General features: G+C 49.1%; 29 protein-coding genes. 15 read left to right on the top strand and 14 right to left on the bottom strand.

Annotated features, from left to right (window positions below; all coding sequences use genetic code 11):
- Positions 1 to 232: 232 nt before the first annotated feature.
- Positions 233 to 865 (bottom strand): TetR/AcrR family transcriptional regulator, encoded by a 633-nt coding sequence (locus PSHG_RS17110; protein ID WP_010275171.1) that lies wholly within the window; start codon positions 863 to 865, stop codon positions 233 to 235.
- A gap of 152 nt (positions 866 to 1,017) precedes the next feature.
- Here PSHG_RS17110 and PSHG_RS17105 point away from each other — a divergent pair, with 152 nt between their 5' ends.
- Positions 1,018 to 1,575: a hypothetical protein gene (locus PSHG_RS17105; protein WP_010275167.1), complete on the top strand. Its 558-nt coding sequence runs from the start codon at positions 1,018 to 1,020 to the stop codon at positions 1,573 to 1,575.
- Positions 1,576 to 1,760: 185 nt separating this feature from the next.
- Here the strand turns inward: PSHG_RS17105 and hemH are convergent, their stop codons facing one another.
- Genes hemH through PSHG_RS17085 form a run of 4 tightly spaced genes read right to left on the bottom strand, consistent with a single transcriptional unit; the run spans position 1,761 to position 6,119 of the window.
- Positions 1,761 to 2,687, bottom strand: coding sequence for a ferrochelatase (gene hemH, locus PSHG_RS17100; RefSeq protein ID WP_010275162.1), 927 nt, complete (start codon positions 2,685 to 2,687; stop codon positions 1,761 to 1,763).
- Positions 2,688 to 2,710: 23 nt separating this feature from the next.
- The gene (locus PSHG_RS27965; RefSeq protein WP_010275158.1) at positions 2,711 to 3,772 is read right to left on the bottom strand and encodes an ABC transporter substrate-binding protein; all 1,062 of its coding nucleotides are present in this window, start codon (positions 3,770 to 3,772) and stop codon (positions 2,711 to 2,713) included.
- A complete protein-coding gene (locus PSHG_RS27960) occupies positions 3,753 to 5,015 on the bottom strand; it encodes an ABC transporter ATP-binding protein (protein ID WP_010275154.1) in 1,263 nt (420 codons plus the stop codon). Before PSHG_RS27960 ends, PSHG_RS27965 begins: the two co-directional genes overlap by 20 nt.
- On the bottom strand, positions 5,016 to 6,119 hold the full coding sequence (locus PSHG_RS17085) for a FecCD family ABC transporter permease (protein WP_010275152.1): 1,104 nt from the start codon (positions 6,117 to 6,119) through the stop codon (positions 5,016 to 5,018). It abuts the gene before it with no gap.
- Positions 6,120 to 6,360: 241 nt separating this feature from the next.
- Between PSHG_RS17085 and PSHG_RS17080 the strand changes: the two genes are divergently transcribed.
- Positions 6,361 to 7,134, top strand: coding sequence for an alpha/beta fold hydrolase (locus PSHG_RS17080; RefSeq protein ID WP_010275149.1), 774 nt, complete (start codon positions 6,361 to 6,363; stop codon positions 7,132 to 7,134).
- Positions 7,135 to 7,964: 830 nt separating this feature from the next.
- On the opposite strand, the gene PSHG_RS17075 is transcribed toward PSHG_RS17080, so the two are convergent.
- From PSHG_RS17075 to PSHG_RS27950, 4 genes are all read right to left on the bottom strand, one after another.
- On the bottom strand, positions 7,965 to 8,198 hold the full coding sequence (locus tag PSHG_RS17075; protein WP_010275146.1) for a hypothetical protein: 234 nt from the start codon (positions 8,196 to 8,198) through the stop codon (positions 7,965 to 7,967).
- Between the two features lie 54 nt (positions 8,199 to 8,252).
- On the bottom strand, positions 8,253 to 8,573 hold the full coding sequence (locus PSHG_RS17070; RefSeq protein WP_010275143.1) for a hypothetical protein: 321 nt from the start codon (positions 8,571 to 8,573) through the stop codon (positions 8,253 to 8,255).
- A gap of 81 nt (positions 8,574 to 8,654) precedes the next feature.
- Positions 8,655 to 9,188: a chromate transporter gene (locus tag PSHG_RS27955; protein WP_010275140.1), complete on the bottom strand. Its 534-nt coding sequence runs from the start codon at positions 9,186 to 9,188 to the stop codon at positions 8,655 to 8,657.
- 5 nt (positions 9,189 to 9,193) lie between these two features.
- The gene (locus PSHG_RS27950; protein WP_010275137.1) at positions 9,194 to 9,796 is read right to left on the bottom strand and encodes a chromate transporter; all 603 of its coding nucleotides are present in this window, start codon (positions 9,794 to 9,796) and stop codon (positions 9,194 to 9,196) included.
- A 253-nt stretch (positions 9,797 to 10,049) separates the two neighbouring features.
- Here PSHG_RS27950 and PSHG_RS17055 point away from each other — a divergent pair, with 253 nt between their 5' ends.
- From PSHG_RS17055 to PSHG_RS17045, 3 genes are all read left to right on the top strand, one after another.
- Positions 10,050 to 11,252: an ROK family protein gene (locus PSHG_RS17055; RefSeq protein WP_010275134.1), complete on the top strand. Its 1,203-nt coding sequence runs from the start codon at positions 10,050 to 10,052 to the stop codon at positions 11,250 to 11,252.
- Between the two features lie 84 nt (positions 11,253 to 11,336).
- Positions 11,337 to 12,026: a response regulator transcription factor gene (locus PSHG_RS17050; RefSeq protein WP_010275131.1), complete on the top strand. Its 690-nt coding sequence runs from the start codon at positions 11,337 to 11,339 to the stop codon at positions 12,024 to 12,026.
- A complete protein-coding gene (locus PSHG_RS17045; protein WP_010275128.1) occupies positions 12,026 to 13,465 on the top strand; it encodes a sensor histidine kinase in 1,440 nt (479 codons plus the stop codon). The genes PSHG_RS17050 and PSHG_RS17045 overlap by 1 nt, the downstream gene beginning before the upstream one ends.
- Positions 13,466 to 14,102: 637 nt before the next feature.
- Here the strand turns inward: PSHG_RS17045 and PSHG_RS17040 are convergent.
- On the bottom strand, positions 14,103 to 15,338 hold the full coding sequence (locus PSHG_RS17040; protein WP_010275126.1) for a DUF418 domain-containing protein: 1,236 nt from the start codon (positions 15,336 to 15,338) through the stop codon (positions 14,103 to 14,105).
- A 261-nt stretch (positions 15,339 to 15,599) separates the two neighbouring features.
- On the opposite strand from PSHG_RS17040, the gene PSHG_RS17035 reads away from it, so the two are divergent.
- Complete coding sequence (locus tag PSHG_RS17035) at positions 15,600 to 16,613, top strand: Gfo/Idh/MocA family protein (RefSeq protein WP_010275124.1); 1,014 nt, start codon at positions 15,600 to 15,602, stop codon at positions 16,611 to 16,613.
- Between the two features lie 316 nt (positions 16,614 to 16,929).
- The gene (locus tag PSHG_RS17030; RefSeq protein WP_026021434.1) at positions 16,930 to 17,151 is read left to right on the top strand and encodes a DUF2905 domain-containing protein; all 222 of its coding nucleotides are present in this window, start codon (positions 16,930 to 16,932) and stop codon (positions 17,149 to 17,151) included.
- A 26-nt stretch (positions 17,152 to 17,177) separates the two neighbouring features.
- Here the strand turns inward: PSHG_RS17030 and PSHG_RS30640 are convergent, their stop codons facing one another.
- Positions 17,178 to 17,345 (bottom strand): hypothetical protein, encoded by a 168-nt coding sequence (locus PSHG_RS30640; RefSeq protein ID WP_157213464.1) that lies wholly within the window; start codon positions 17,343 to 17,345, stop codon positions 17,178 to 17,180.
- A 95-nt stretch (positions 17,346 to 17,440) separates the two neighbouring features.
- On the bottom strand, positions 17,441 to 17,899 hold the full coding sequence (locus PSHG_RS17020; RefSeq protein WP_148497759.1) for an Hsp20/alpha crystallin family protein: 459 nt from the start codon (positions 17,897 to 17,899) through the stop codon (positions 17,441 to 17,443).
- A 262-nt stretch (positions 17,900 to 18,161) separates the two neighbouring features.
- Between PSHG_RS17020 and PSHG_RS17015 the strand changes: the two genes are divergently transcribed.
- The 5 genes from PSHG_RS17015 (at position 18,162) to PSHG_RS16995 (ending at position 19,934) form a co-directional block, all read left to right on the top strand.
- On the top strand, positions 18,162 to 18,389 hold the full coding sequence (locus PSHG_RS17015) for a spore germination protein (protein WP_010275112.1): 228 nt from the start codon (positions 18,162 to 18,164) through the stop codon (positions 18,387 to 18,389).
- Entirely contained in the window at positions 18,386 to 18,586 is a 201-nt protein-coding gene (locus PSHG_RS17010) for a spore germination protein GerPB (protein WP_010275109.1), read from the top strand. The genes PSHG_RS17015 and PSHG_RS17010 overlap by 4 nt, the downstream gene beginning before the upstream one ends.
- A gap of 107 nt (positions 18,587 to 18,693) precedes the next feature.
- On the top strand, positions 18,694 to 19,338 hold the full coding sequence (gene gerPC / locus PSHG_RS27945; RefSeq protein WP_042122287.1) for a spore germination protein GerPC: 645 nt from the start codon (positions 18,694 to 18,696) through the stop codon (positions 19,336 to 19,338).
- On the top strand, positions 19,307 to 19,483 hold the full coding sequence (locus PSHG_RS17000) for a hypothetical protein (RefSeq protein ID WP_026021433.1): 177 nt from the start codon (positions 19,307 to 19,309) through the stop codon (positions 19,481 to 19,483). Before gerPC ends, PSHG_RS17000 begins: the two co-directional genes overlap by 32 nt.
- A gap of 4 nt (positions 19,484 to 19,487) precedes the next feature.
- Entirely contained in the window at positions 19,488 to 19,934 is a 447-nt protein-coding gene (locus tag PSHG_RS16995) for a spore germination protein GerPE (protein WP_026021432.1), read from the top strand.
- A gap of 28 nt (positions 19,935 to 19,962) precedes the next feature.
- Here the strand turns inward: PSHG_RS16995 and PSHG_RS16990 are convergent, their stop codons facing one another.
- Both PSHG_RS16990 and PSHG_RS27940 read right to left on the bottom strand, forming a co-directional pair.
- The gene (locus PSHG_RS16990; protein WP_010275100.1) at positions 19,963 to 20,226 is read right to left on the bottom strand and encodes a hypothetical protein; all 264 of its coding nucleotides are present in this window, start codon (positions 20,224 to 20,226) and stop codon (positions 19,963 to 19,965) included.
- Positions 20,227 to 20,375: 149 nt separating this feature from the next.
- Positions 20,376 to 20,723, bottom strand: a complete 348-nt coding sequence (locus PSHG_RS27940) for a hypothetical protein (RefSeq protein ID WP_010275097.1) — start codon at positions 20,721 to 20,723, stop codon at positions 20,376 to 20,378.
- Between the two features lie 549 nt (positions 20,724 to 21,272).
- Between PSHG_RS27940 and PSHG_RS16980 the strand changes: the two genes are divergently transcribed.
- The 3 genes from PSHG_RS16980 to PSHG_RS16970 all read left to right on the top strand — a co-directional run bounded on the left by PSHG_RS16980 (position 21,273) and on the right by PSHG_RS16970 (position 23,627).
- Positions 21,273 to 21,557 carry a YkgJ family cysteine cluster protein gene (locus PSHG_RS16980; RefSeq protein WP_010275093.1) on the top strand — a complete coding sequence of 95 codons (285 nt, stop codon included), beginning with the start codon at positions 21,273 to 21,275 and terminating at the stop codon, positions 21,555 to 21,557.
- Between the two features lie 18 nt (positions 21,558 to 21,575).
- Positions 21,576 to 22,409, top strand: a complete 834-nt coding sequence (gene hisJ, locus PSHG_RS16975) for a histidinol-phosphatase HisJ (protein ID WP_010275089.1) — start codon at positions 21,576 to 21,578, stop codon at positions 22,407 to 22,409.
- Between the two features lie 159 nt (positions 22,410 to 22,568).
- Positions 22,569 to 23,627 carry a Gfo/Idh/MocA family protein gene (locus PSHG_RS16970; protein ID WP_010275086.1) on the top strand — a complete coding sequence of 353 codons (1,059 nt, stop codon included), beginning with the start codon at positions 22,569 to 22,571 and terminating at the stop codon, positions 23,625 to 23,627.
- Positions 23,628 to 23,680: the final 53 nt, after the last annotated feature.

Raw genomic sequence — 23,680 nt, 5'->3', positions numbered from 1 at the left:
ATCATGTGATTGAGGTACTGGAATTTGCATGATGAATCGTACATTCTCATCCAAAATGCTCTCAAAATCCTTTATTTAGTATGATAAATTATGATAAATCGTTCAAAGGAATTCAATGGACCCGTGGCAGAGCTCGCATAGCTTTTTTCACCACCCTTTTAGATAAAAGCGGGAAAAGATCGAGCATGATGTTAGGTGCGCGGGAAAAGCACTTGCTATACGAAAGGGCCGCCTAGTCCACTTTATACAAGCCATGCTTCACCAAACCGATCAAAGCATCCAACTCGTTATTCAGCGTCCCGAGGAAAGCCAGGCCTTTATCTGCGCTGAATTTATGTTTTTGCACGATATTTCTTGTGATCGCTTCTACTGATTCAAGCAAAAGCCGCAGCGCCTGCTCCCGGGGGATGGTCTCGCGTATCTGGCCAACATCGAGGTTCTCAAGATACAGGGCAAGGTATCTTTGTTGAAATTGATCTTCAATAGCTTGAATGTCTGCTTGGATTTCCTTGCAGCGTTCGACAAAAGCATAGACGGATAACTGGTAGATATAGGGCTGCTGAACAAATAAGTTCATTTTGGCGGTATGGAGGTCGCGCAAACGTTCCAACGGATCACGGCTGAATGAAGCGGATGCCTGTTTTATGTACCAGAAAAAATATTCGATGCACTGATCGGCGATGGAAAGAAATAGCTGTTTTTTATTGCCAAAATGATGAAATAAAAGCCCTTTGGAAACGCCTGCTTGCTGAATCACCCGATTGGTGGATGCCAATTCGTATCTCTTTACGGCAAATTCCTCTAAGGCTGCTTTCACAATCTCTCTTTTTTTCGGATCCGTTTCGTTCTCCCAAATTGATTGCATTCGTCCCTCAAACCTTTCACATTCCCCTGGCTCACCCAATGGCCAATGCTATATACAATAGAACATTGTCTGCTAGATGGCCAATGCTATGTACAATAGAACATTGTCTGCTAGATAGTCAATGCTATGCACAATAGGATATTGTCCACTAGATGGTCAATGCTATGCACAATGGGGCATGGTTTGTTGACCGTGTGGTCGGTACTGTATACAAAATAGCATATGTTGACCATGTGGTCAATGCTGTGTACAATATGGCATATATTGACCATGTGGTCAAAAAGGGAGAGGAGCTGGTTGTATTGAGTAGGGTGGTTGTACGCTTGGCGGAAATTGTATTGGGGATTGTTTTCTTGGGTGCCGGGTTGAATGGTTTCCTGGTGGTAGTTCAGCTGGATCCCATTATGCCTACCAGCGCTGAAGCGACAGAATTTCTCGGGGATGGTTACTTGCTGGCCATAGTAAAATCGGTTGAAACGGTGTGCGGGCTATTGCTTCTGCTCCGGCGCTTCGTGCCGCTATCCTTGCTCGCATTGGTGCCGCTGGCAGCCAACATACTCGCCTTTCATCTTTTTGTCGACCCTGGGCTTCTGCCATTGGCTGTTCTTGTCACGGTTCTGACTGTTTTTTTGCTGTGGGTGTACAGGGCGTCTTTTGCAGGACTTCTGCACAAAAAAGCCGACCCCTCCAAGCGGCAAGCGGGTTCATGAGGTCAGATTCTGAGGACTCCGGGGCCGCCAGACGGCTAGCGGGCCTGGAGCCGAGCCGTTATTGCCGGGTGTGTCGGACAATCGCATTCTTCAGCTAATCCCTGGCCCGGCCTTGACCTGGCCCGGCCTTATCCTGGCCTGCGGCAGCATGCTGTCCTCTATGACCCCCTCACCGCAGATTCTGACTATACGCTCTGCTGCAGTCTTTCTCTTACAATAGCAGCGAGCGCGTTCATAAAATCAAAAGAATCATTCAAAAACTCTGTTCTTACGAATTCCAAATTCAATTTCTGACACAACTCCTGGCAATCGAAGCCCATATCGAACAGGGCTTCGATATTAGCTGTGACGGACAATAGATCACAGGTGACAATCCCGCGAATTCCGTTTGCCGCTGCGGTCTGGATAACCTCTTTAACATCGGGGCCCGACCACAGCTCGGCTTTGGCGCCGGCGCTGCGGTATGCTGTAGTCCAGCGGCTGAGTCCTAGCGCCTGCGCAATTAACTGAGCCAGCTCAGCAAATTCGGAATGATACCGCTCATGGGACTCTGCTGCACCAGGCTGGCTGTGGGCGGTGAAGATGACCACGCTTTGCAGCCGTGCTTGCTCGGATAACCACTGTACAGCGGTATTCACCCGTTTGCTCATCACCCTTACAAAAGCGGGATGATTATGCCATTTATCCACATCAATAACCGCAATGGGTTCCCCCTGGCACTGTCGGGTCAAAGCTTTGTGTACTTTACGCTGATATTGTCCGGCACCGGTTTTGGAGTACAAAGGACTGATGGGCAGTGTCAGAATGCGGGTGACGCCTTCCTCTACCATGCGGGATACTGTATCCTGGGCGAATGGCGGGGTATGCTTGAATGCGGTATAAACCCTAAGCGGCTCCGTGAAGTATGGTTTCAGCAGCAGCTCCAGGGCTTGTGCCTGCCTTTGCGTCACAGCTCCAAGCAAATCGGCCGTGCCTGTTCGGGCAAACCGCTGCCTGGCCGCTTCTAATTGTTCCGCAGTCGGTTTTTTTCCATAACGGATATGGGTATAGTAGCTTTCCAGATCATCCACAGAGTTAGGTGCTCCGTAGGCAAATATGATGATGCCGATCATATCAGTCCCTCTTTCCTTGTCATTCATTGAAATTTGTCCGGATGAAGCCATTCACTGATTTCTTTCATACCATGCAGCACAGCATACGGATTGGAAATCATCAAATCCCTGGCTTTCATCGTCTTAACCTGATCTGTAGCGACTGCCCGAAGCGTCTGGAAGCCTGGTGAAGCTATCAATTCACTAAACTCATCACTGGCCGTTCCCCATTCGGCAAGAATAATATAATCCGGGTCGGCCTCTATCAAATGCTCGATAGATACGGAGGCGGTGCGGTCCAGGTTTAACAAATCCGACCCCGGAGTGCCACCCGCGTGCTTGACAATATCATAAGCGATGCTGGTAGGACCCAGAACATAAGGGCCGGAATTGGAGGAAACCTGGGATATGACCAGAACGCTTGGCTTTTCTTTGAATGTTTCCACTGCGGCCTGAACGTTGCTTATCTCTTCATCGATCTGCTCAATCAGGCTTTGTGCCTTATTTTCTTCTCCGACCAACTGGCCAATCAGCCCGATGTTTTGTTTTAACAATTCAATCGTATGCCAACGCTCAAAGGAGGCCAAGGGAATACCGGCAGACTGCAGCATTTCAGTAGCATCCTGTTCCGCTCCATGGGTCAGGGTGATGAGCACGAGGTCGGTATCGAAGGAGAGCACCTGCTCGGGATCAATCTTGGCCCCCACTACTTTGGTTTTGACTTCCCGGGCTTGCTCGCTATGATGGGATAAATAGTCGTTTTCGGTGCTTCGGGATACGGCAGCTATCCGCTCCGGTTCTACCAGGCTTAATACAATTTCCGAAACATCGAGGGAGAGAGCCGCTATGCTTTGCGGCTTTTCTTCGATTAAGACTTCTTGCTCATAGAGCTTGACGGTACGGGGAAATGGCTGTCCGGTCTCCTCTTCATCTTCTTTTTGCATCTCCGGAGAATTAGCCGCCGGGGAAGGGGAGATCGAGTCGAGGCTCGAATCCGGGGCGGCAGGGCCTTCAGCGGATGCGCAGCTGGCGGCAAATAACAGAATCAACAAAAGAGAGAGTACTAGCGGGATAAAGGGAATCGAATCAGGAATGGACCGTTTCACGGGCAATTTCCTCCTTTTTTTGCTGAATGATTGTAGTCAGGTTTTCTTTATTTACAATGCTGCTGCTGTTCAAATAATCGGTCAGCAAGGGTGTGCCAGCTGTTCCGGGCTCGCGGTCAGGCAGCCATGTTAGCACATTTGTTGTAGATAAAACACTCCGCAACTCCTGGTTGTTGTCCCCCATCGGTACGGGAGCGGCAATAACCAAATCCGCAGCCAGCTGTTCCTTCTGACATTGGTGCAGAAGCCCGGGAGAAATTTTGCAGAAGGATGGAGAAATAATGACCTTCATCCCCAGGTCCCGAGCCAGGCGCGCATCCGGATCGTGGGCTTCCATAGGGCCTGCGGTGACCTTGCAGTTGAGCCGGTGCAGCAGGGCCAACAGCCCCGAAGCGCTGCCCGCACCGCCAACTACATACACCGAAGGCCGCGGCTCCGCATCCGTCTCATAGGATTGGCCGGCCTCCTTGTACCCAAGAGCCGTAACGGCTGCCGCATCGACCATTTCGTCATGACGCACAGCGGACAGCACCTGATAGCTGGACAGCAGAGTGTGCGGGTTCAACACTTCATCAGGCGCGCCGTTTGATTGCAGCTGCCCGTCCTGGATAAGGATCAGACGATCGCAGAAGCGGGCTGCCAGATTCAAATCATGCAAAGCGGCAATCGCCAGAATCCCTTCGTTCGCGAGCTCGCGAATCAATTCCAGCACCTGGAGCTGCCGGTTAATATCCAATGCCGAAACAGGCTCGTCAAAGAGCAGAATGCCCGGCTCTTGTGCAAGCGCCTTAGCGATAAAGGCCATCTGGCGCTGTCCTCCGGAAAGGCTGGTAACCAAGCGGTCAGCGAGATCAGCGATAGCTGTCCGCTCCAGAGCTTCCTGAACAATCTCCAAATCCCGCGGGCTTTCCAAGCCGAACCGGGGAATATGCGCATGCCTGCCCATCAATACGATGTCACGCACCGAAAAATCAAATCCAAGCGAGGTATCCTGCGGCACATAACCGATGATTCGGGCCAGCTCCCGCGGACGGAAAGCCGGCAATTTGCTTTGATTAAGCTTAATTTCCCCCTGCTGATAGGGCTGCAGTCCGGCGAGGGTGCGCAGCAGTGTCGATTTGCCGGAGCCGTTTGGTCCGATCAGACCGATCAGCTCCCCGCTCCGGGCCGCAAAGGATATCGATTGAAGAATAGGATGTCCGGCAAGGCTCACGCCTATATGATTGACATTTAGCTGATGCACTTACATACTCCCCCTTCGGGATTTAACGGTTAAAAGCAAAAACACAGGGGCGCCAATCAAGGCGCACACCACACCGACCTGCAAGCTGACCGGATTCAGCATCATTCGTGAGACGATATCAGCCAGCACCAGAAAAATCGCTCCGCCCAAGGCACTGGCAGGGAGGAGCAGGCGGTGGTCGGGACCCGCAAGCAGGCGGATGACATGGGGGATAATCAGTCCGACAAATCCGATAGTGCCGCTAACCGCCACGCCTACGCCGATCATGAGCGCTGCAGCGCCTAACAGGAAATACCGGGTTCGGCGGACATGAACCCCGGAGCTTTTGGCTTGCTCATCGCCGAGCAGCATCATATTAAGCTCTCTTGCAAAAAGGATGACAAGCAGGATAGCTCCCAGAATAAACGGGCTGATTAACTGAACATGCTGCCAGGTGCGGGCCTCCAGCCCTCCTTGAAGCCAGAACACGATGCTTCGCAATTCTTGTTCGCTGGGAGCACTGGCGACAAATACACTGATCACAGCTGATAAAAATAGATTCATACCCAGCCCGATTAGCAGCAGGGTAGAGATGGCATTTCGTTTACTAGCCTTCCAGATGAACAGAATGACGAAAATCGATACCCAGGCGCCAATAAAAGCAGAAGCCGGCAATAACCATTTGCTGATTTGGGTCCAGCCCCAAAAAATCGCCAGAACCGCCCCGACCGCGGCGCCGCTGGAAACCCCTATATAGCCGGGCTCTACCAGCGGGTTGCGGAACAAGCCCTGCATAACGGCGCCGGAAATGCCCAAGGCGGCCCCGACCATCGCCCCTACCATAACTCTCGGCAGCCTGATTTCGGTAATCACCGTGTAATCCCGTTCGCTGAATGATGCTGCGGAGGGGATGTGTAAGAACTCAAGGAAAATCATCATCGTTTGCCTAAAGGGAATATTAACGGGGCCAAGGGAACAAGCGAGAATGATGACGCCTAGTAAGGTCACCGCCAGCAGACCGAGGATGATGATAGATTTTTTATACATGGCATAATTCGGTGCGGGTGTTAACTTGCTGTTCGTCGTAGATGGCTCTGTCCATCTATTTTTTGTTTTCTCAAGCACAGCTTCCCTCCTGGATTTGTGTATCAGGGCACAAATTTGTCATATAACAAAAAATGTTTACCTAATGCAAAATTTAGGCTAAAGTTATTTTAAACATGGACATTTTCAATTGTCAATCTAATTTTTTTCTGACATAATAATCACAAACTGTGACCAGCTCACGATCCGCTCGAGAAATCGTTCTGCTTATTACAATCCTTGTTCAATAAAAAGCTGCAAATGCAAATATAGGAGAATTGCAATGGCTTATTTTACGAGTAACGGGACTAAGCTGTACTATGAGGTGTCTGGGGAAGGCGAACCGATCATTTTCACACATGGTGCCTCCTGGAATCATAGGCAGTGGGAGGAACAAGTTGCCTGCTTTCAAGACAAGTATCAGGTGGTTACCTGGGATGTCAGAGGACATGGACACTCTACTTTACCGGAGGGTAAGGTAGATTCCGAAGATTTCAGCCGGGATTTGGCGGCTTTGATGGATCACCTGCGGCTGCCAAAGGCCAATCTCGTCGGGCTCTCGATGGGAGGGCATATTTCTTTGCAAACTGCGATCCGGTATCCGGATAAGGTGAGCCGTCTTGTTCTGATTGGTACCCCTTGCAGCAACAGCTTTAATTGGTATGAGAGACTGTTTGTGCCAATCAACCGTTTCAGCAGCCGGTGGCTGCCTGTTAAGACCAGTGCGTCCCTTCAGGCTAAGATGCTCTCCAAAAACAACCCGGCCAATTATGCCTACATTTTCAAGGCATTTTCCATGATTCCGCATGACAATTTGATTAGAATATGGTCGGCAGTAACGCGGATGGAAAGCAAGCATGATTTGCACAGGGTCAAATGTCCCACATTGCTGTTAATTGGTGACCAGGACACAATGACTAACTATCAGCAGGAGCATATGCGCAAGCAGATTGCCGATGCTGAATTGAAGGTGATTCCGAACGCACATCATGCTACAAATCTGGATAACCCGGCGGCGGTTAACGAGGCCATTCAAGCTTTTATTCGCAACAAATAACAAGCTGGACCTACAAGCTTACTCGCTTTAAAGACATGATTAACTTCCTCCCGGCCTATTTTTGTAGTACTTTGTAGTACCAGCATTAGCACAAATGCATGCGGTTGGAGTGCGATTACCCGAGATTTGTATGAAAACAGTCAAGTCTTCTCCAGTTCTGGCACAACTCCAGCATGAAAATAGTCGAGGTGGCGGGGTTTGAGGGCTGCGCGGGCGATGGCCGACAGGCCATGGGGGATTTGTACGAAATGTCGTACAAATTCATGGGGTTGGAGTGCGAATACCGGAGATTTGTATGAAAACAGTCATGTCTTCTCCAGTTCTGGCACAACTCCAGCATGAAAATAGCAAGGTTGGCGGGGTTCGCGGACTTATTTCCTGCATTTTGTACGAAATGTCGTACAAATGCATGCGGTTGAAGTGCGAATACCGAAGATTTGTATGAAACGTCGTACAAATACAGGGGATTGAAGGGCAATTACCCAAGATTTGTATGACAAATCGTACAAATGCAGGGGATTGAAGGGCGATTACCCGAGATTTGTATGACAAATCGTACAAATGTAGGGCTTTAAGCTACTAAGGGCGTGCAGCCGGTGTTTCATACGAAATTTCGTACAAGTTATGTGATTGAGGGACTCAACTATTGAGCTAAATTACCCGAGATTGCTCATGACGCGGGTACGATTACCCGAGATTGCTCATCATGCGGGGAGTTTTATTTTCACAGAAATAGTGCGTTTTTTACAGATTGCTAACATTAAAGCGAAAGCGGCGATTGCCGGTTAGGGTGCGTTACCATTGAGGTGCGTTGCAATAATTTAGAGGACTCATCGAGAGTCCTCTTCTTCTTCAGGAAACAGGGTTTCCTGAATTTGATCCATCGCTTTCTCAACAAACTCATCGACTCCATCGGTAGCCGCCATATGCTCCTGGTCAGGAGGAGTAGGGATGCCCGCTGTTTCCTCTGAGGTTTGCTCAATAATTTTCGTGTAATACTCCTGTTCCTTGGCGGAAGCGAACCACCGGTCGGTAAGGTGCTCCTCATTTTTTTTATCTGTCATGCGTTCACCTCTTAAGTTAGATTAAAGCACTATGCCGGCTGTAAAGCGGCTGGCTTATTCATAGATGTTATCGGCGTTCTCATAGCGCAATTTCTCGGAGTGAATCCTTGTATCCGCTGCTTGTAACGGTTGCTCGGATTGCTCGGAGGCTTGTGCATGGTTTGCGTCCAATGCCGGATGCTCTGCTGTATCGGCTTCCAGCGATGCATTGTAGCCTTCTGTTCCCGTGTTGTTGCCGTATAAAGAAATATTCCTCGCTGCTTCATTGATAGGATACGCGGGTTCAACAGCATTGGACTGAGAGCCGGCAGCTTGGCTGGCTGAAATAAGGTCGTCCGCAGAATGCTCGTTTAAAGGCTCCGATTGACGGGGCATAATAGTTTGCACTTCTTTTCTTTGTAATCGTGGGGTAAGTCTTAATGTTTAGAGTGCGCCAGCTTGATTCTGATTATCCGTTCATTGGAAAAGAAGCCAGCCAGCCACACCTGAGCCTGACAAAACAAGCAGCGGGTGAAGATGGAAGCGGGAGAATGACAGGTAGGCTGCTGCAGCGATGATCCAGGTAATAGCCATGTCGGCCGGGGAGGAGTGCAGGAGAGGGGTAGACTGGGCCATCCGGAAGGCGCCATAAAAAACAAAAGCAACAATCACAGGCCTTATGCCATAGTAAAAAGAATCGAGCTCCTTGTTGGCAAAGCGTTGGCTGATAACGACAATAAGAACGATAAGCAGAATAGAGGGCGTGACAAAACCGGCCATAGCGGCTGCGCTGCCGGCAATGCCTGCTGTATGATAGCCGACGGAGACGGCCATGTTCGCCGCCAGCGGTCCAGGTGCGAGACTGACTAATGCTACCGTCTGAGCATAAGCGTTTCCGCTCATCCATTCATAACGGGCAACCTCGCTTTCAATGATGGGAAGCATGGCATACCCCCCGCCAAATGACAGAAGACCAATTTTAAAAAACGACCAAAACAATAACCAGATCAATAAGTTCACCTTCTAGGCTGTCGCTTTTGCTGTTGTTTTTGACGGAGGGCATACCATAAGAAGCCTGCAGCTATGCCTCCCGCCAGCAGGTAGGCAGGTGGAACGGAGAACAGGATGAGCAGAGCCAGGCTAACCGCGAACAAGGCGAACACCTTTAGATCCCGCACAGAGGAACGAAACATCCTGGCGCCAATGTGAGCGATTAGGGCTGTAACACCGACTTGCACGCCCTTCATGGCTGCAAGCACTGCGGGGTGTTCATTCAATCGGGTGAAAAAGACCACCATAGCCAGCACGATAATGAAAGAGGGGAAAATCATACCGCTTACTGCTGCCGCCAATCCCCGCCAGCCCTGCAGCCTGTACCCGATATAAGCGGCTGCATTGATGCCGACCCCGCCAGGTACGCTGGTAGCTGCAGTAATGGCTTCCTCCCACTGCTTATCGCTCATCCATTGCTTGCGGGTAACCACTTCCCTGGCCATCAGGGGAATCATCGAGAACCCCCCGCCAAAAGCTATAGGACTGATCTTCATAAATGCCCAGCCGATTTGCAAGGTATGGAGCCAGGATTCCGAGCTCGAAATGCAGCTATCCTTTTCTTTCATAAGCTCAGGGGTCACCTCTCTTCCTCATTAGTATGTCAGTTAATAATAGTTAAGCTGATCTTAACATACTTTATTCCATTATGAAATAAAGTATGATGAATTCATGAGAATAAAACAAAGAGAATGTATCATTCGGTAGAAATTTTTGTAATATCAAGGAAGAAAATTCCTGAATGGATAAAAGTAGAAAGGAAAATCGAACTGGCTGCTGCTGTCGTGTATAATTTGGAAACATAGGGAGGAGGCTGCTGCCATGGAATCAATCAAGTCTATCGCGGGCGATAAAGCTAGAGCATTATACCGTCTTATTCGCAAACAGGATCAGGTGTCTAAGGTCCAGCTGTTGGAGGCTACGGGCTGGTCGCTAAGCACGATGACCCGCACCTTGGAGGAAATGTGCGGACAAGGGCTGATTATTGAGTCCGGCTTTGGCGAATCAACAGGGGGGCGCCGTCCGATCCTGTATCGCATTAATCCGGATTACGGGTATGTGCTGGGTCTCGATATTTCCCGCAAGAACTCACTGCTGATCCTGTGTAATATGCGGCTGGAAAAGCTGGCTTCCCGCCGGTGGGAGATGGACGCCACTTTAACCCCTGACGTGCTGGTTAAAGAAATTGCGGCTGCTGTTCACGCTATGATTGAGCCTTTAGGGCTGGCTTTTTCTTCGATTATGGGCATGGGACTTGGCGCCGTCGGCCCGCTTGACCGTACGACTGGCTTCATCTATCCTCAGCACTTTCCCGCGGAGGGCTGGTACGGTGTGCCGATTCGCGAGCTGCTGGAGCAGGAGCTGTCACTTCCGGTTGTACTGGATAACGGAGCTAATATGGCGATTCTCGGAGAATATTGGTCTACGATGAAGGGGAGCGCCAAGCATTTACTATATGTGCATGCCGGTGTAGGCTTGCGCTCGGCTGTGATGAGCGATGGGAAAATCGTATACGGTGCGGCTGATTTGGAAGATTCCTTAGGTCATATGGTCGTTCAAAGTGATGGCCCCCGGCTTCAGGCAGGCGGGAATTATGGCAGTCTGGAAAACTATGCGACCATCTCAGCCTTGGAGCATCAGGCGAGAGCCAGGCTCAAGCAGGGACGAAAGAGCATTTATCTGGAGGAGATTCCTCCGGAATCTGTACAATTCGAGCAGCTGGTCTATGCTCTTAAGCAGGGTGATCAACTTGTCCGGGAATTATTTCACCAATCCGCTGTTTATTTTGGTATCGGATTGGCAAATGCGATCAATATGCTGCATCCGCAAAAGGTAATTCTTGGCGGGCCCTTGCTTAACGCCGATCCGGCATATTTTCAGGTGGCCGCGGACGTAGCGAAAAGTAAAACCCATACAGCCTCCTTGTATGAGGTTCACTTCAGCTTGGGTAAGCTTGGAGAGGAAGCGATCGTAATCGGTGCGGCCGCCTCTGTGCTGAACAAGATTGCAGGTGACGCGTTATGAGCGAGCACGGGAGTAGGAGATCAACAAATACATGATGGACAGCTGCAAGAAAAGCTCACAGAGAGGGATAGGATGGATTATTGCATGAAACAAACGATTCTTATTGTTGATGATGAACCCGAAATCATCGACTTTCTGCAAGATGCTTTAATGGATGATGACTACCGTGTGTTAACAGCTTACAGCGGAGAAGAGGTGTTTAACCATCTTGGCGAACAGCCTGACTTGATCATCCTGGACGTTATGATGCCCGGCATGAACGGGTGGGAAGTTTGTCAGGCAATCCGGGAAAGGGTTTCCTGCCCGATTTTATTTCTGAGTGCGCGGCAGAGTGAGGAGGATCGGGTAAAAGGACTGATGGTTGGCGGCGACGATTATATGGTCAAACCATTCAGTGTAAAAGAGATGAAAGCGAGGATTGCTGCTCACCTGCGCCGGGAACAGCGAAGCGGTTCAGGCACGCCCAGGCAGCTGCTGCATGATCAGGATCTTACGCTGGACGCGGGCGCCTATGAGCTGTATATTCGCAACCGCCAGGTTCCATTGACCAACCGGGAGCTGGAAATCGTCCAGTTCCTGCTCATTCATCCCGGACAGGTATTCACGCGCGAGCAAATTTATGAGAAGGTGTGGGGCTTCAACGCTGAGGGGGATGCTACCACAGTCACGGAACATATCAAGAAAATCAGAGCAAAGCTTGCCGAGGCTGATCCCGGGCGAACCTATATTGCTACGGTATGGGGCGTAGGGTACAAATGGGAGAAAAACCGCTAATGAAGAAGCTATCCTTCCGCAGCCAATTCGCCATTACCTTAGCTATTACATTCCTGCTCAGCATCGTGTGTACGTTAGCTGTATGGGGAGCAAGCATATACTTTCTTAAGACGTATAGCGACAAATTCCAGCCGGCTAATCATTACGAACAGCAGATACCAGACATTGCATTGTTTGTCCGCGAGAATGAAGAAAAGCTGCTGCAGCGGGAGTTTCAGGAGGAGCTTGAAGAAGTCGTCCCGCTTGAAGGGATGGATTATCAGGTGGTAGCTCTGTCCGGCGAGCCCGTGTATGGTTCAACAGAGGAAAGCTGGGTATCCAGTCCGAATGAAATAGTAGACAGTCTAAATACCACACAATACAAAAACGGCAAATTTCATTCCTATCACCCGGTAATGAATGAGCAGGGGCATTTGTCCGGCGCGATTATTTTTCGCTACTCTCTTGATCTTGTATCGAGCAATTCGAGCAATTCAGCTTTTATTTTGCTGTTTATCATCGGTAATATGGCGGCGCCGTTTCTCTTTATTTTATTGTTTACTCTGCTGCTGGCCCGCAAGGTAGGGAAAAGGCTGGAGCCGCCTATATCGAGACTTATTCAAGGGGCTGAACGAATCCAGCGGCAGGATCTTGATTTTACCTTCACGGGCGAGGGAGGCTCGAAGGAGATCACCCAGCTTGCTTCCGCATTTGAGGAGATGCGGAGTGCACTGCATGCTTCCTTGCAAGCACAATGGCAAATGGAGCAGGAACGGCGAGATATGGTAGCAGCGCTGGCTCATGATTTAAGAACGCCGCTTACAATCGTTCAGGGGCATGTTGATAATCTTCTGGAGAACGAATCGAAGAGAGCTGAACGGCTGGAGGATTATTTGCAGACGATTCGCAAAAGCACCGAACGGGCAGTTCGGCTGCTCAATGAAATGAACGCTGTTTCAGAAATCGAACGGCTTGATTTTGCCCTTACCTTTCAGAATACGGATCTAGTGGCATTCAGCCAGAGTAAAATAGAGGAATATAAACTTTTATGCGAAGCTAAACAGATTGAATTCGTGCCGGAGCTGATTCTGCGCCGCAATAATGGATGGATGACGGTCGATAGCCACAGGCTGGAGCAAATGCTCGATAACGTGCTCGGCAACAGCATGCGCTTCACGCCACCCGGAGGAACGATTCTATGGCGCATAACGCTTGAGGAGAATCAGGCGGTTATGGAGGTTGAGGACAGCGGTCCGGGCTTTGCCGCCAAGGATATGTCCTATCTGTTTCAAAAGTTTTATCAGGGAGACCCGTCGCGCACCCGGAATAAGGGTCATGCCGGATTAGGGCTCTACATTGTTAAAACATTGGCGGAGAAGCATGGGGGAACGGCATCGCTTTCCAACCGCGCAGAAGGCGGTGCGTACGTTTCATTTAGAATTAAATCTTATCCGTTTTGAAATAACGCATTAAAATCGGGGCTGCTACAAATTTAAGGGGTTAAGGGCTTGCACCCATCGTTTTATACGAAAAAGGTCATGCCATTGAATTCTCTGGCACAACCCCAGCATGAAAATAGCCAAGGTTGGCGGGGTTCGCAGGCTTGTTGCCTGCGCTTTGTGGCGCTTTGTACGAAATGTCGTACAAAAGCATGGGTTGAAGTGCGATTTTCGGAGATTTGTATGAAACGTCGTACAAATGCAGGGGATTAAAGGGCGATTACCCAGGATTTGTATGACAAATCGTATAAATGCAGGGGATTGAAGGGCAATTACCCGAGATTTGTATGACAAATCGTACAAATGCCGGGGTATAAGGAGATGCCATCAGTGTTTCAGACGAAATTTCGCAGCAAGTTATGGGATTAAGGCCGATTACCGGAGAGTGCTCATCATGTGGGGCGTTTTATATTCACAGAAATGTCGTACAAATACAGAGGCTTTTAAGCTATTAAGGAGCTGGAGCAATTGCAGCTGTACAAAAAAAGTTGGACGGAAAATTTCCGCCCAACTTTTCATTTTGGGGACTTATTGGACAGCCTCTCCCTTTATTGTTATAAGGTTGAACTGTGACTTTTCGGACAGCTCGTTTGTGCATCTAGCTTTCGGTAGATTTCTCCGCAGACCGTGTGGCAGATAAAGGGGGAAAGGATAAATAAGTAATCCCCCTCCACAGCCATTCCATAGGCCCGATCCGAAAGCGCCGGAACCACAGCGAGCTTAACACCAGCTGCAGCGCAAAGATAGCAATAGCGAGCAGCGATGCAGCGGCAGGGCCAACCTTGCCGAACCAGCCCAGCCCGTAGCTGTAGAAAATAAGGGTGCATATTACCGATTGCAGCAAGTAGTTGGTGAACGCCATGCGGCCAACATTAGCCAGTGGGTTTAGTACCCGCTGCCATGTTTTCCGCTGGAGCAAGAGACCCAGCAGCACAATGTAGAACACTCCGACTAACGGCTGGCCAATCATATACTGGATGATTTCCAGTTGGTTGGCAAGCCCTGTATCAGAAAGGTCAGTAAACTTGAGCAGTAAAGGAAGCAGCGCTGTAAGAAAACCAAATCCGCCGGTCCATACGGCAATTCGCAGCAGCTTTGGGCGATTGCCGGCCAGATCGTTGAACAGCTTTTTCTTGGCAAAGTAGGCGCCTAACAGAAACAGGCCAAGAATTTGCGGATAGAAGATGATCTGGTTCAACAAGGAAGAATTCCAGTTCTGCATCCGCAGCTGCTGGATTTCTCCCCAGGTGCCGCTGCTGTAGACCGTTTCCTCTATGGCCACCCATTCAAGGACTTGTGACTTCATCTCAGGGCTCAGCTCGTAGCTGCCGGAGGTTCCGCTCAGCATCATCAGTCCCGGAACCAGAAGCAATAGTAGGGAGGCCCAAATCAGCAGCGTTCTTGGTTTGCATTTGTGGAACAGCAAAAGAATAAACCCAAGCAGGGCGTAATGCAGAAGGATATCTCCATACCAGATCAACAAGCCGTGGATTAAGCCGAACAGCACTAAAGCGAACAGCCGGCGGGAATAAATGGCGGCAAAACGGCCCTTTGATTGGTTTTGAGAGTTTCTTCTTGCGACCCCATCTTTGATTAGAATCATGCCGTAACCAAATAAAAATGAAAACACAGCAATGAATTTACCTGAGACAAAAAAGGTAAGCAGGGACTTGACCGTCCGGTCCCAGAAACCGGGCCATAGCTCCAATTGGAACTGGATGGCCTGCAGGGAAGTGGTGAAGAAGGTCATATTGATCAGCAGAATGCCGAGAATGGCCAAGCCTCTGGCGATATCGAGAAGCTGAATGCGATTGTTAGTAGTTAAGGGCTGCATGGCAATTTTCCTTTCGTTTATCATGATTTGTTGCAATTAAATCCAGGGGTAAGAAACAAAGCGGCGCTGTATTGCTGGACTATTTGATTGTATAAGCTATTTATAAAGAATTTATAAAATAAAGCGGGCTTTTTATAAAATCTCGAAGGAACCATTCTTGTTCCCCCAGGATTTGGAGTGGTATAATCCAGACAACAAATCCATTTAAGAATGGGTTGTTTATAGCATTTTTTCTCATATGCCGATTAGGAGGAGAAGCCCGTGATAAAAGTGGGAATGGCCAGCTTTTGGCATGTACATGCCAGTGATTACGCTCGTCAGGTTGAGGAGAATCCGAACACGGAGCTCGTTTGTATTTGGGATGAAATCCCGGACAGAGGGAGGAGAGAGGCGGAGAAGCGGGGAGTTCCATTCGTGGACTCTTATGCGGATTTGCTTGCTCAAGTGGATGCCGTCGTTGTGGACACGCCTACCACGATGCATCGCGATATAATGATTGCGGCAGCTGAGGCAGGGAAGCATATTTTTACGGAAAAAGTCGTGGCCCCAACCTTAACAGAGGTTGCGGAAATTGTTGAGGCAGTACGCCGTAATGGAGTCAAATTAACCGTCTCTTTGCCGCGTCTTTATTTTGGCTATACCCAGTCTATCCTGGAATTGGTACGCTCAGGACAATTAGGCCAGCTGACGCTGGTGCGCAGCCGATTATCGCACAATGGCGCGATTGCTACCGAGCAAGCCCCGCAGGGCTGGCTTCCGCAGCATTTCTTTAACCTGCAGGAATGCGGCGGCGGAGCCATGATTGATCTGGGCTGCCACCCTATGTACTTGACGCGGCTTATCTTAGGAATGCCGGATGCCGTTCACTCTGTGTATGGCTACGTCACAGGCAAAGAGGTGGAAGATAATGCGGTCAGCACGCTGCATTACAGGAATGGAGCGGTCGGGATTGTAGAGGCTGGCTTTGTTAACCGGTATTCGCCGTTCACGCTTGAAGTTCATGGAACCGAGGGCAGCCTGATCTATTCCGATATTGACCGTACGATCCGTTATCGTGCCGGAGAGGGCAAAGATGGTGCAGCGCCGCAGTGGCAGAAGCTCGAGCGCTTTGCTGATGAGCTCCCGGATGCGTTTACGCAGTGGACCCGGCATATTCTAGAAGGTACGGAAGCGGTTGAAAATATTGAAATGGCTGTGGATTTAACGCGGTTGATGGAAGCCTCTAATCTGTCTGCTGCTCAAGGCCAGCGGATAGAGATTGCAGATTTGCCTTAACAGCGATTCTAAGAATATAAAGAACTAACTGCTTGTGGAGCAGCTTTTTAATTTCGGGCATTGAATTTTGCATTAGAGCCATAATAAGGTTGTACAAATAACAAGTAAGCAAAAATAAGAAGTAAATAGTGAAAATGTAAGTGAATGCATGCTAATGAAAGTAAATGGAAGAGATAGAGGGCACTTGGCGCAAACATACAACAAAGACCTCACAGTTTATGCAACGAACGAAGCTGAGACGAACACGAAGGCTAAAATGATTACGAGGGCTAATACAAATACGAAGGCTAATACAAATACGAAGGGGGCGGCAATTTTGAACCCGATAGCGAAGCTGTTAATTGGCGGTGGCGTTGTTTTGATTGTGCTCGGATTGATCTGGCAGCTGGGCGGACGTTTTCTGAACCTGGGCCGTCTTCCGGGAGACATCGTAGTGGAAAAGGAGAACGTCCGCTTTTATTTTCCAATTGTGACCTGTTTATTGATCAGTGCCGCAGGCTCTTTATTGTTTATGCTGTTTCGCTGGTTTGGCAAATAAAAAGCCGGCTTGCCGGCGCCTGGCTGTTACTGCTTTGCAGACGGGGATGATTGCGCTTCGTTCGTGTAGGCGATCAGATTGATCTGTTGTCCGAGCTCCTTTCTCATCCGGGCTTCCAGCTCTGTCATTTCTTCAATAAAGTGAGCGTGACCTGACAAGTCGGCAATATCAAATTCGGGTGCTTCTACTTTCATTCAATAAAACCTCCGTAATAGCGGTCAGATGCCGCTTTTTTTGTTTTTTAGTAGAATGTCCCTCTGCGGTTATTTTCATTCGCGGATGACGGATCTCAGCGGATTTTAACCTTGATATCATTGAAAAAATCGCCATCGAAGTTTTTAGGCATTTTTACTTTAAGAATGCCCTTCTGAAAGTACGCGCGTGAAGATTCGCCGAGGACGCTTTTAGGCAGATTGATCAACAGCGGATTGCTGTTTGCCAGGCCCGACACTTTAAGGGCATACCCGCTAACTTGAACTTTGATGGCCCGTGGGGACGTTTTGCCGGGGACTCGTATTTTTACAATAATGTCGTTATGAGTTTCCGTAATTTCATGCTCAATTGAAGTTTGCTTTGGCGGCTTAACCGAGCTGCCGCTTAGCATCTCGCGAACATAACTTTCCACCCAGGATTCGTTTTGCTGCTGGTTAGCTCTGGATTTGATCATCTCCTTAAGGAAGGGCGAGGAATCGCCAAACCATTTTTCCATGGAACTCCAATCAAACGAGAACGGGTTTTTACCAGCCATGGGGCTCACGCCTTTCACTTATCAATATCATTCTTACGACAGTGTATGAAGCTTAGCCCAGCTGGTTACTTGACATGAAAGATTGCTGCTAAAAGCGGGAACTCATTTTTTGTCCGGTTAATTTGCTTTGGCGCAGCCTGGACTGCTCTGCAAAAACGAGGTGACTTCGCGACAGCATATGAACGTCTGGGCACTGCAATACATACAATACGGATAGAGAACTATTAAAACCGGATCTACCAGGCAGTAAGGAGGTCTGTCTATGCCTTGTATTGTCGGCAATGTAAAAATATTAAGTGTCGGCTCCTCAGGCATTGTACAATTCGGGGACGCCGTCTTTCTCTCTCCAGAAAGCACGACCAAAACGTTTGCCGGTGCCGGTTCCTTTATCACCGGGGATTTGCCCGTCGTCAATAACGGAATCAGCGCTACGAATACGTATGATCCGGACCTGTTGGACAGCAATACGGTAAGGGCGGGAGGCGTATGAATCTAACCGTTCATCAAACGATCAATATTCATACCTTAAAAGTCGAAGCCGTCTCCAATTCATCGGTTCTGCAGATTGGTACGGCGGGAATTATCAAACCATTATCTAATCTGTACAACACAGGAGGTTTTACCGGTCCGGCCCCTTTGCCCGGGCAGTCTCCGCTATCTCTGGTTCCCTTTCCTCCTTCCACTTAAGCTTTGCCTGAGCTTAATTGTTTCGGTGAGCAGCAAAGTAACTGTCATTGCTCATTCTTCAACCGGCATAGACTGGTAGGAGAGTGAGGAGGTGGACGGACGTGTATATGGACCCCAGATTTTTGCAGTGGCTCCAGGAAATCCACGGGATGCTGCTTTGGCAAAACGGGCAAATTCAAAAGCTGGAGGAGCTTCTGCTCAGGCAGCAGGCCGAGCTATCTGCTCTCAAGGACTCCCATGGGACGCATATCGAGAAAATTGAATACAATTTTGACCAATTGAAAGTGGAAACACTGGAAGGAACTTTGAACATCGGGTTAACGCCAAATGGCATGAATGCTATTGAGGACATGGTTGTTCCATCCTCCCCCTCGAACGAAGCGCCGGATCCGGAGGAAGCTCAAGACGGAGCGCCTGATTTTTTATATCCCCAAATTCAGAACCAGGTGCGCCGTTATATAAGCAATGAGCTGGAAAAAGATCTATCCAAGCTGGAAACAAACTATAATGAAAAGCTGGATGATCAGGTGAAAGCAGAGATAGTACGGGATATACAGCGTCAGGTGGATCACCGTATTACTGTTTATCTGAAGCAATTGCGGCAGGGTGCTTCCCAGGATGAGCAGACGAAGACGGACATTGTCAAAAAGGTGAAGCGGGATATCCGCCTGGCGATCGGCCAGTTTTTTGAAAGACATTACGGAAAGGACAGTGAGGAAGATGAAGATGGAAGTGGTCAACAAGGAAATTAAAGTAGGTGAAATCCGCGTGATCGGGGTGGCAAGCTCCTCCGTGCTTCTCGTGGGCGATACCGAAACAATTCAGCTCGGGTCGGTATTCGATACCCCTCCGGAATCAGTAATCGTGGGTCCGTTTGTACCCTTCTCTCCGGAGTAAGACGGTGAGAAGAACGACGGTGGTCGGATGGATAAAAGTAAACTCGGTGGAATTAAGCTCGATTATGATCGCCGGGGATGCTGGTTCCCTCTTCCCGGCAGCTAATGTATTTGCTGTACAAAGAGAAGGGGCTAATTTTTTAGGCAATGAGGGGAACTTATCCGCCTTTCCCATTTTCAGAAGCTATGTACCGATGCCAGACGTTACGGAACAGCTGGAGTTGTCCATTCATCATGAGAACGACACGGTGCAAGTGGGCGTTATGAACATTCTCGGCGTTTCGGCTTCATCCATTTTGCAGTTAGGCTCCAATCATCATATTCATGCGATAAGCCGAGTCAAGCATATCCGCCAGCTCAGAGGCACGGGTGCAGAGGCTGCGGAGCCTGTTATATCTCCTGTAGTGCCGGCGGTCGCCGTACCTCCGGTTCCCCCGGTAGCACCAGTCTGACGAAAACAAACCGGTCCTCTGGGGACAGCTAGAGAATTTTATGCTTGCGCAGAATACGAAGCATCTTCCAGAAGCTGTAATCGGGCTGGCTGTACAGATCATAGACCTGGTCCGCCCATACCGGCGCTGCTTGCGCTTTAGCCTGTTTTTTTAAGCTGCGCGTTTGCCCGCGGAGCTGATTTCTTTTTTTAACAAGATCACCTCTAAAATAAACAAGGCCTTTGCGGGCCTCCAGCATTTCTTTGCGGGTGGGCCACTTTGATTTTGGCGGCGTAGAGCGATTGTCCGGCATTTCCACGATTGCCCCCTTTGCGTGAGATAGGTATAGACAGAAGTATAGACAGATATTCCTATTCCATTATAGTCTATGCGGAAACGAGAGGGCTGCTGTAGACAGGAGCCTATATTTTGGAAAAAGCGGCCGAAGAAGAAAGGAGGAGTTTAGTCTCGGGGATCGACCTTCTCCAGCAGCTCCATATCTTCGATGTGCTTTCGTGTTCGCTCTGTGCCGAGATCATAGATCATTCGGTAAATGTCGACCAGGCTTTGATCCAGCGGTTCATTCCGCTTGTCCTGATCCTCATCATGCGGCAGCGTGTCAAATCGTTCATAAGGTGTCTTGGAGCGGGTTACGGTTACCTGCTTATCTTCATGATCTATTTGGTCAAACATTTGCTGAAGACGGGTAACTTCTTCTTTAGTCGCCTCGATTTCCAGCTCGGAGCTGTCCTGTGGCGCGGTTATAATCTCATAATTGGAGACACTTACCCAATAACTTCGCTTACCCATAACGAGAATACTCCTTTCTGGTAGGGGATAAGCTTTGTTACCCATAACCGAATATGTGTAAACAGAAGTAGATAGGTGTAAACAGAAGAAGGCACCGAACAACACAAACCACCGGACAAAGCTTGACAACAATAAAATGATCTGTTAGATTATTTGTATTGATAACGATTATCATTATCGTTTGGAAGATGTTTGTAACTTGCGGATGACGTTTGGGCGGTTTTGCTGCAGGTACCCCATTCTGCATTGGCATTTCTGCTCAACGTTTATCTATATATCTCACAGCAGTTTTTTCTGCCATAGGAGTTTCCCCTCCTAGTATCAAAAAGAGAGCCGAGCCCCCCTCTGGCTCTCTTTTTTTTGCGTATCCTGCAGGCAGTCCATATAGGAAGGCCTGCCAACTTTCTTCAGGCTCCCAAGCATAGTATCCGACGCCGCTTCGAAGGAGTGCAAAGCTTTATGTGGGATTATTTTGCGAGCTAGGAGTGCGGTTATTCGTTATAATGGCTATAAGCACTATGTACAATCGGTTGACTGGAGGTTGTCTCTATGGAATGCAGACCAGGCTGCGCAGCATGCTGTATAGTGATATCGATTTCATCCCCGCTGCCGGGAATGCCGCAGGGCAAGCCTGCTGGCGTACCTTGTCCGCACTTAACGGCTGAGCGGAGATGCTCTTTGTTTGGCAAGGCGGAGAGACCCGCGGTTTGCAGCAACCTGCAGCCGGATCGTGACATGTGTGGGGATACGGACGAGGAAGCTTTCTCAATTCTGAGCGATTGGGAAGAAGCGACCAAGCCGCAGTCGGATAGATTAAGTATTTACGACGGTTGAAGAAGGAGAGTGTAGGAGTTGCAGCTGCTGAAATGGGATGGGCATACCCATACCGCTTTTTGCCCTCACGGTACCAGCGCCGAATTATCCTTATATTTGGACAGAGCGGTGGAGCTGGGCTTTTCCCGCTATTCGGTCACGGAGCATTCCCCGGTACCTGCAGGCTGGATTAATGACGAAGTATTAATGCAGGAGCTCGCGATGAGCTGGGAGGACATTCCTGATTACATCGCTTATGTGGAAAAACATAAACAGCTATACGAGGATAAGCTGGAAGTGCTGGTTGGGATGGAGCTGGACTATTTGCATGGCCGCACAGATGAAGGCTTGAAGCTGCTCGATCAGTTTGGCGGCAGGCTGGAGGAACTGGTCGTATCTTTGCATTATTTGCCGGGTAAAGGCGGAATGCGGTCGATTGATTATACCCCGGATGACTTTAAGGAGGGGCTGCTCGCCCACTATGGATCCATGGAAGCAGTGGTGGATGAGTATTACAATCATCTGGAAGCAGCGATTGAATGGGCTTCGTCCTTGCCGGGACGGAAGCGGGTCGGCCACATTAACCTGATTGAGAAGTTCCGGCAAGTCCTGCCTGAACTCGATCGTCAGCAGTTAGAAAAAAGACAGCGCTCTTTGCTGCCTCTTTTGCAAAAAGCCAAGGTTGGGGTGGACGTCAATACGGCAGGCTTGAGAGTACCTGCATGCGGCAAGCCTTATGTAGAGAGCTGGTTCATCCAGGAGTGTATTTCCAAGGATATCCTTGTTGTGTTTGGATCTGATGCCCACCGCCCGGAGCATGTGGGAGAGGGATGGTCCTTTTATGAAAAGGAGTTGAATTCCACAAATTTATAATGCGTTTTGCGTATTTTCCAGCGAAGCTTTAACGAATATTGCAAAATGTTTATGCAAAATGATCAAAATTATGAAACAATCTATCATATGTGTTGAATCTAGTGGAGATTTCCTATAAATTATTACTGAAAGCGAAAACATTCAGGGGAGAGGATCAAGTTGGCCAAAACCAAAGTAGGTGTCATTGGAGCGGGCTCCATTTCCGGCGTTCACTTCGAGTCCTATCACAACAATCCGGAAGTTGAAATCTATGCGGTATGTGATCTCAACGAAGAAAGAGCTAGGGAAAAAGCAGAACAGTACGGGGCAACCCACGTATTCACAGATTATAACGAGCTTCTCGCTCTACCGGAAATTGATGCAGTCAGCGTGTGCACATGGAACAATGGACATGCTCCGATCAGCATCGCTGCTTTGGATGCGGGTAAGCACGTGCTTTGTGAAAAGCCGCTTTGTATGACTGTGGAAGAAGCGCTAGAGGTCCAAGAAGCGGTAAAACGCAGCGGCAAGGTACTGCAGGTTGGTTTTGTCAGACGTTACGGCAACAATGCGAAAGTATTGAAAGAGTTTATCGATCAAGGCGATCTGGGTGAAATCTATTATTCCAAAGCGGCCTGTATCCGCAGATTGGGCAATCCGGGCGGCTGGTTCTCCGACAAGGAACGCTCCGGTGGCGGCCCGCTGATCGATATCGGTGTCCATGTCATTGACTTGGCCTGGTATCTGATGGGTAAACCGAAGGTTAAATCGATTACCGGTAATGCCTACAACAAGCTCGGCAATCGTAACAATATTCAGAACCTTGATTTTTACAAGGCTGCTGACTACGATGCCAACAAGAACTCAGTTGAAGACATGGCTAATGCCCTGATTCGATTCGAAAATGGTGCATCCATGGCCGTAGAAGTAAGCTTTACCCTGCATGCGAAGAAGGATAATTTGGCGGTCAGTCTGTATGGAACCAAGGGCGGCGCGGAAATCGAGCCTGAGCTGCATATTATTGGAGAGAAGTACAATACGATTCTGAATATGACCCCGCAAATTAACGATACCACTTTCAACTTCAAGAGTGGCTTCCAGAACGAAATTAATCATTTCATCGATGCGATCCACGGACGCAAGGAAACGCTTAGCCCTGTAGAGGACGGCGTGGAAATGATGAAAATTTTGTGCGGAATTTATGAATCCAGTGAAACCGGTAAAGAAATCACATTCTAATTTTGCTGTCAATTAATTAGTCCGGGCCTCTTGACGGGCCGGGTTCAAACCAA

The organism is Paenibacillus senegalensis JC66, assembly GCF_000285515.1.
In the GTDB taxonomy this organism is placed as follows: domain Bacteria; phylum Bacillota; class Bacilli; order Paenibacillales; family NBRC-103111; genus Paenibacillus_L; species Paenibacillus_L senegalensis.
This window is presented reverse-complemented; position numbering and strand designations above follow the sequence as displayed.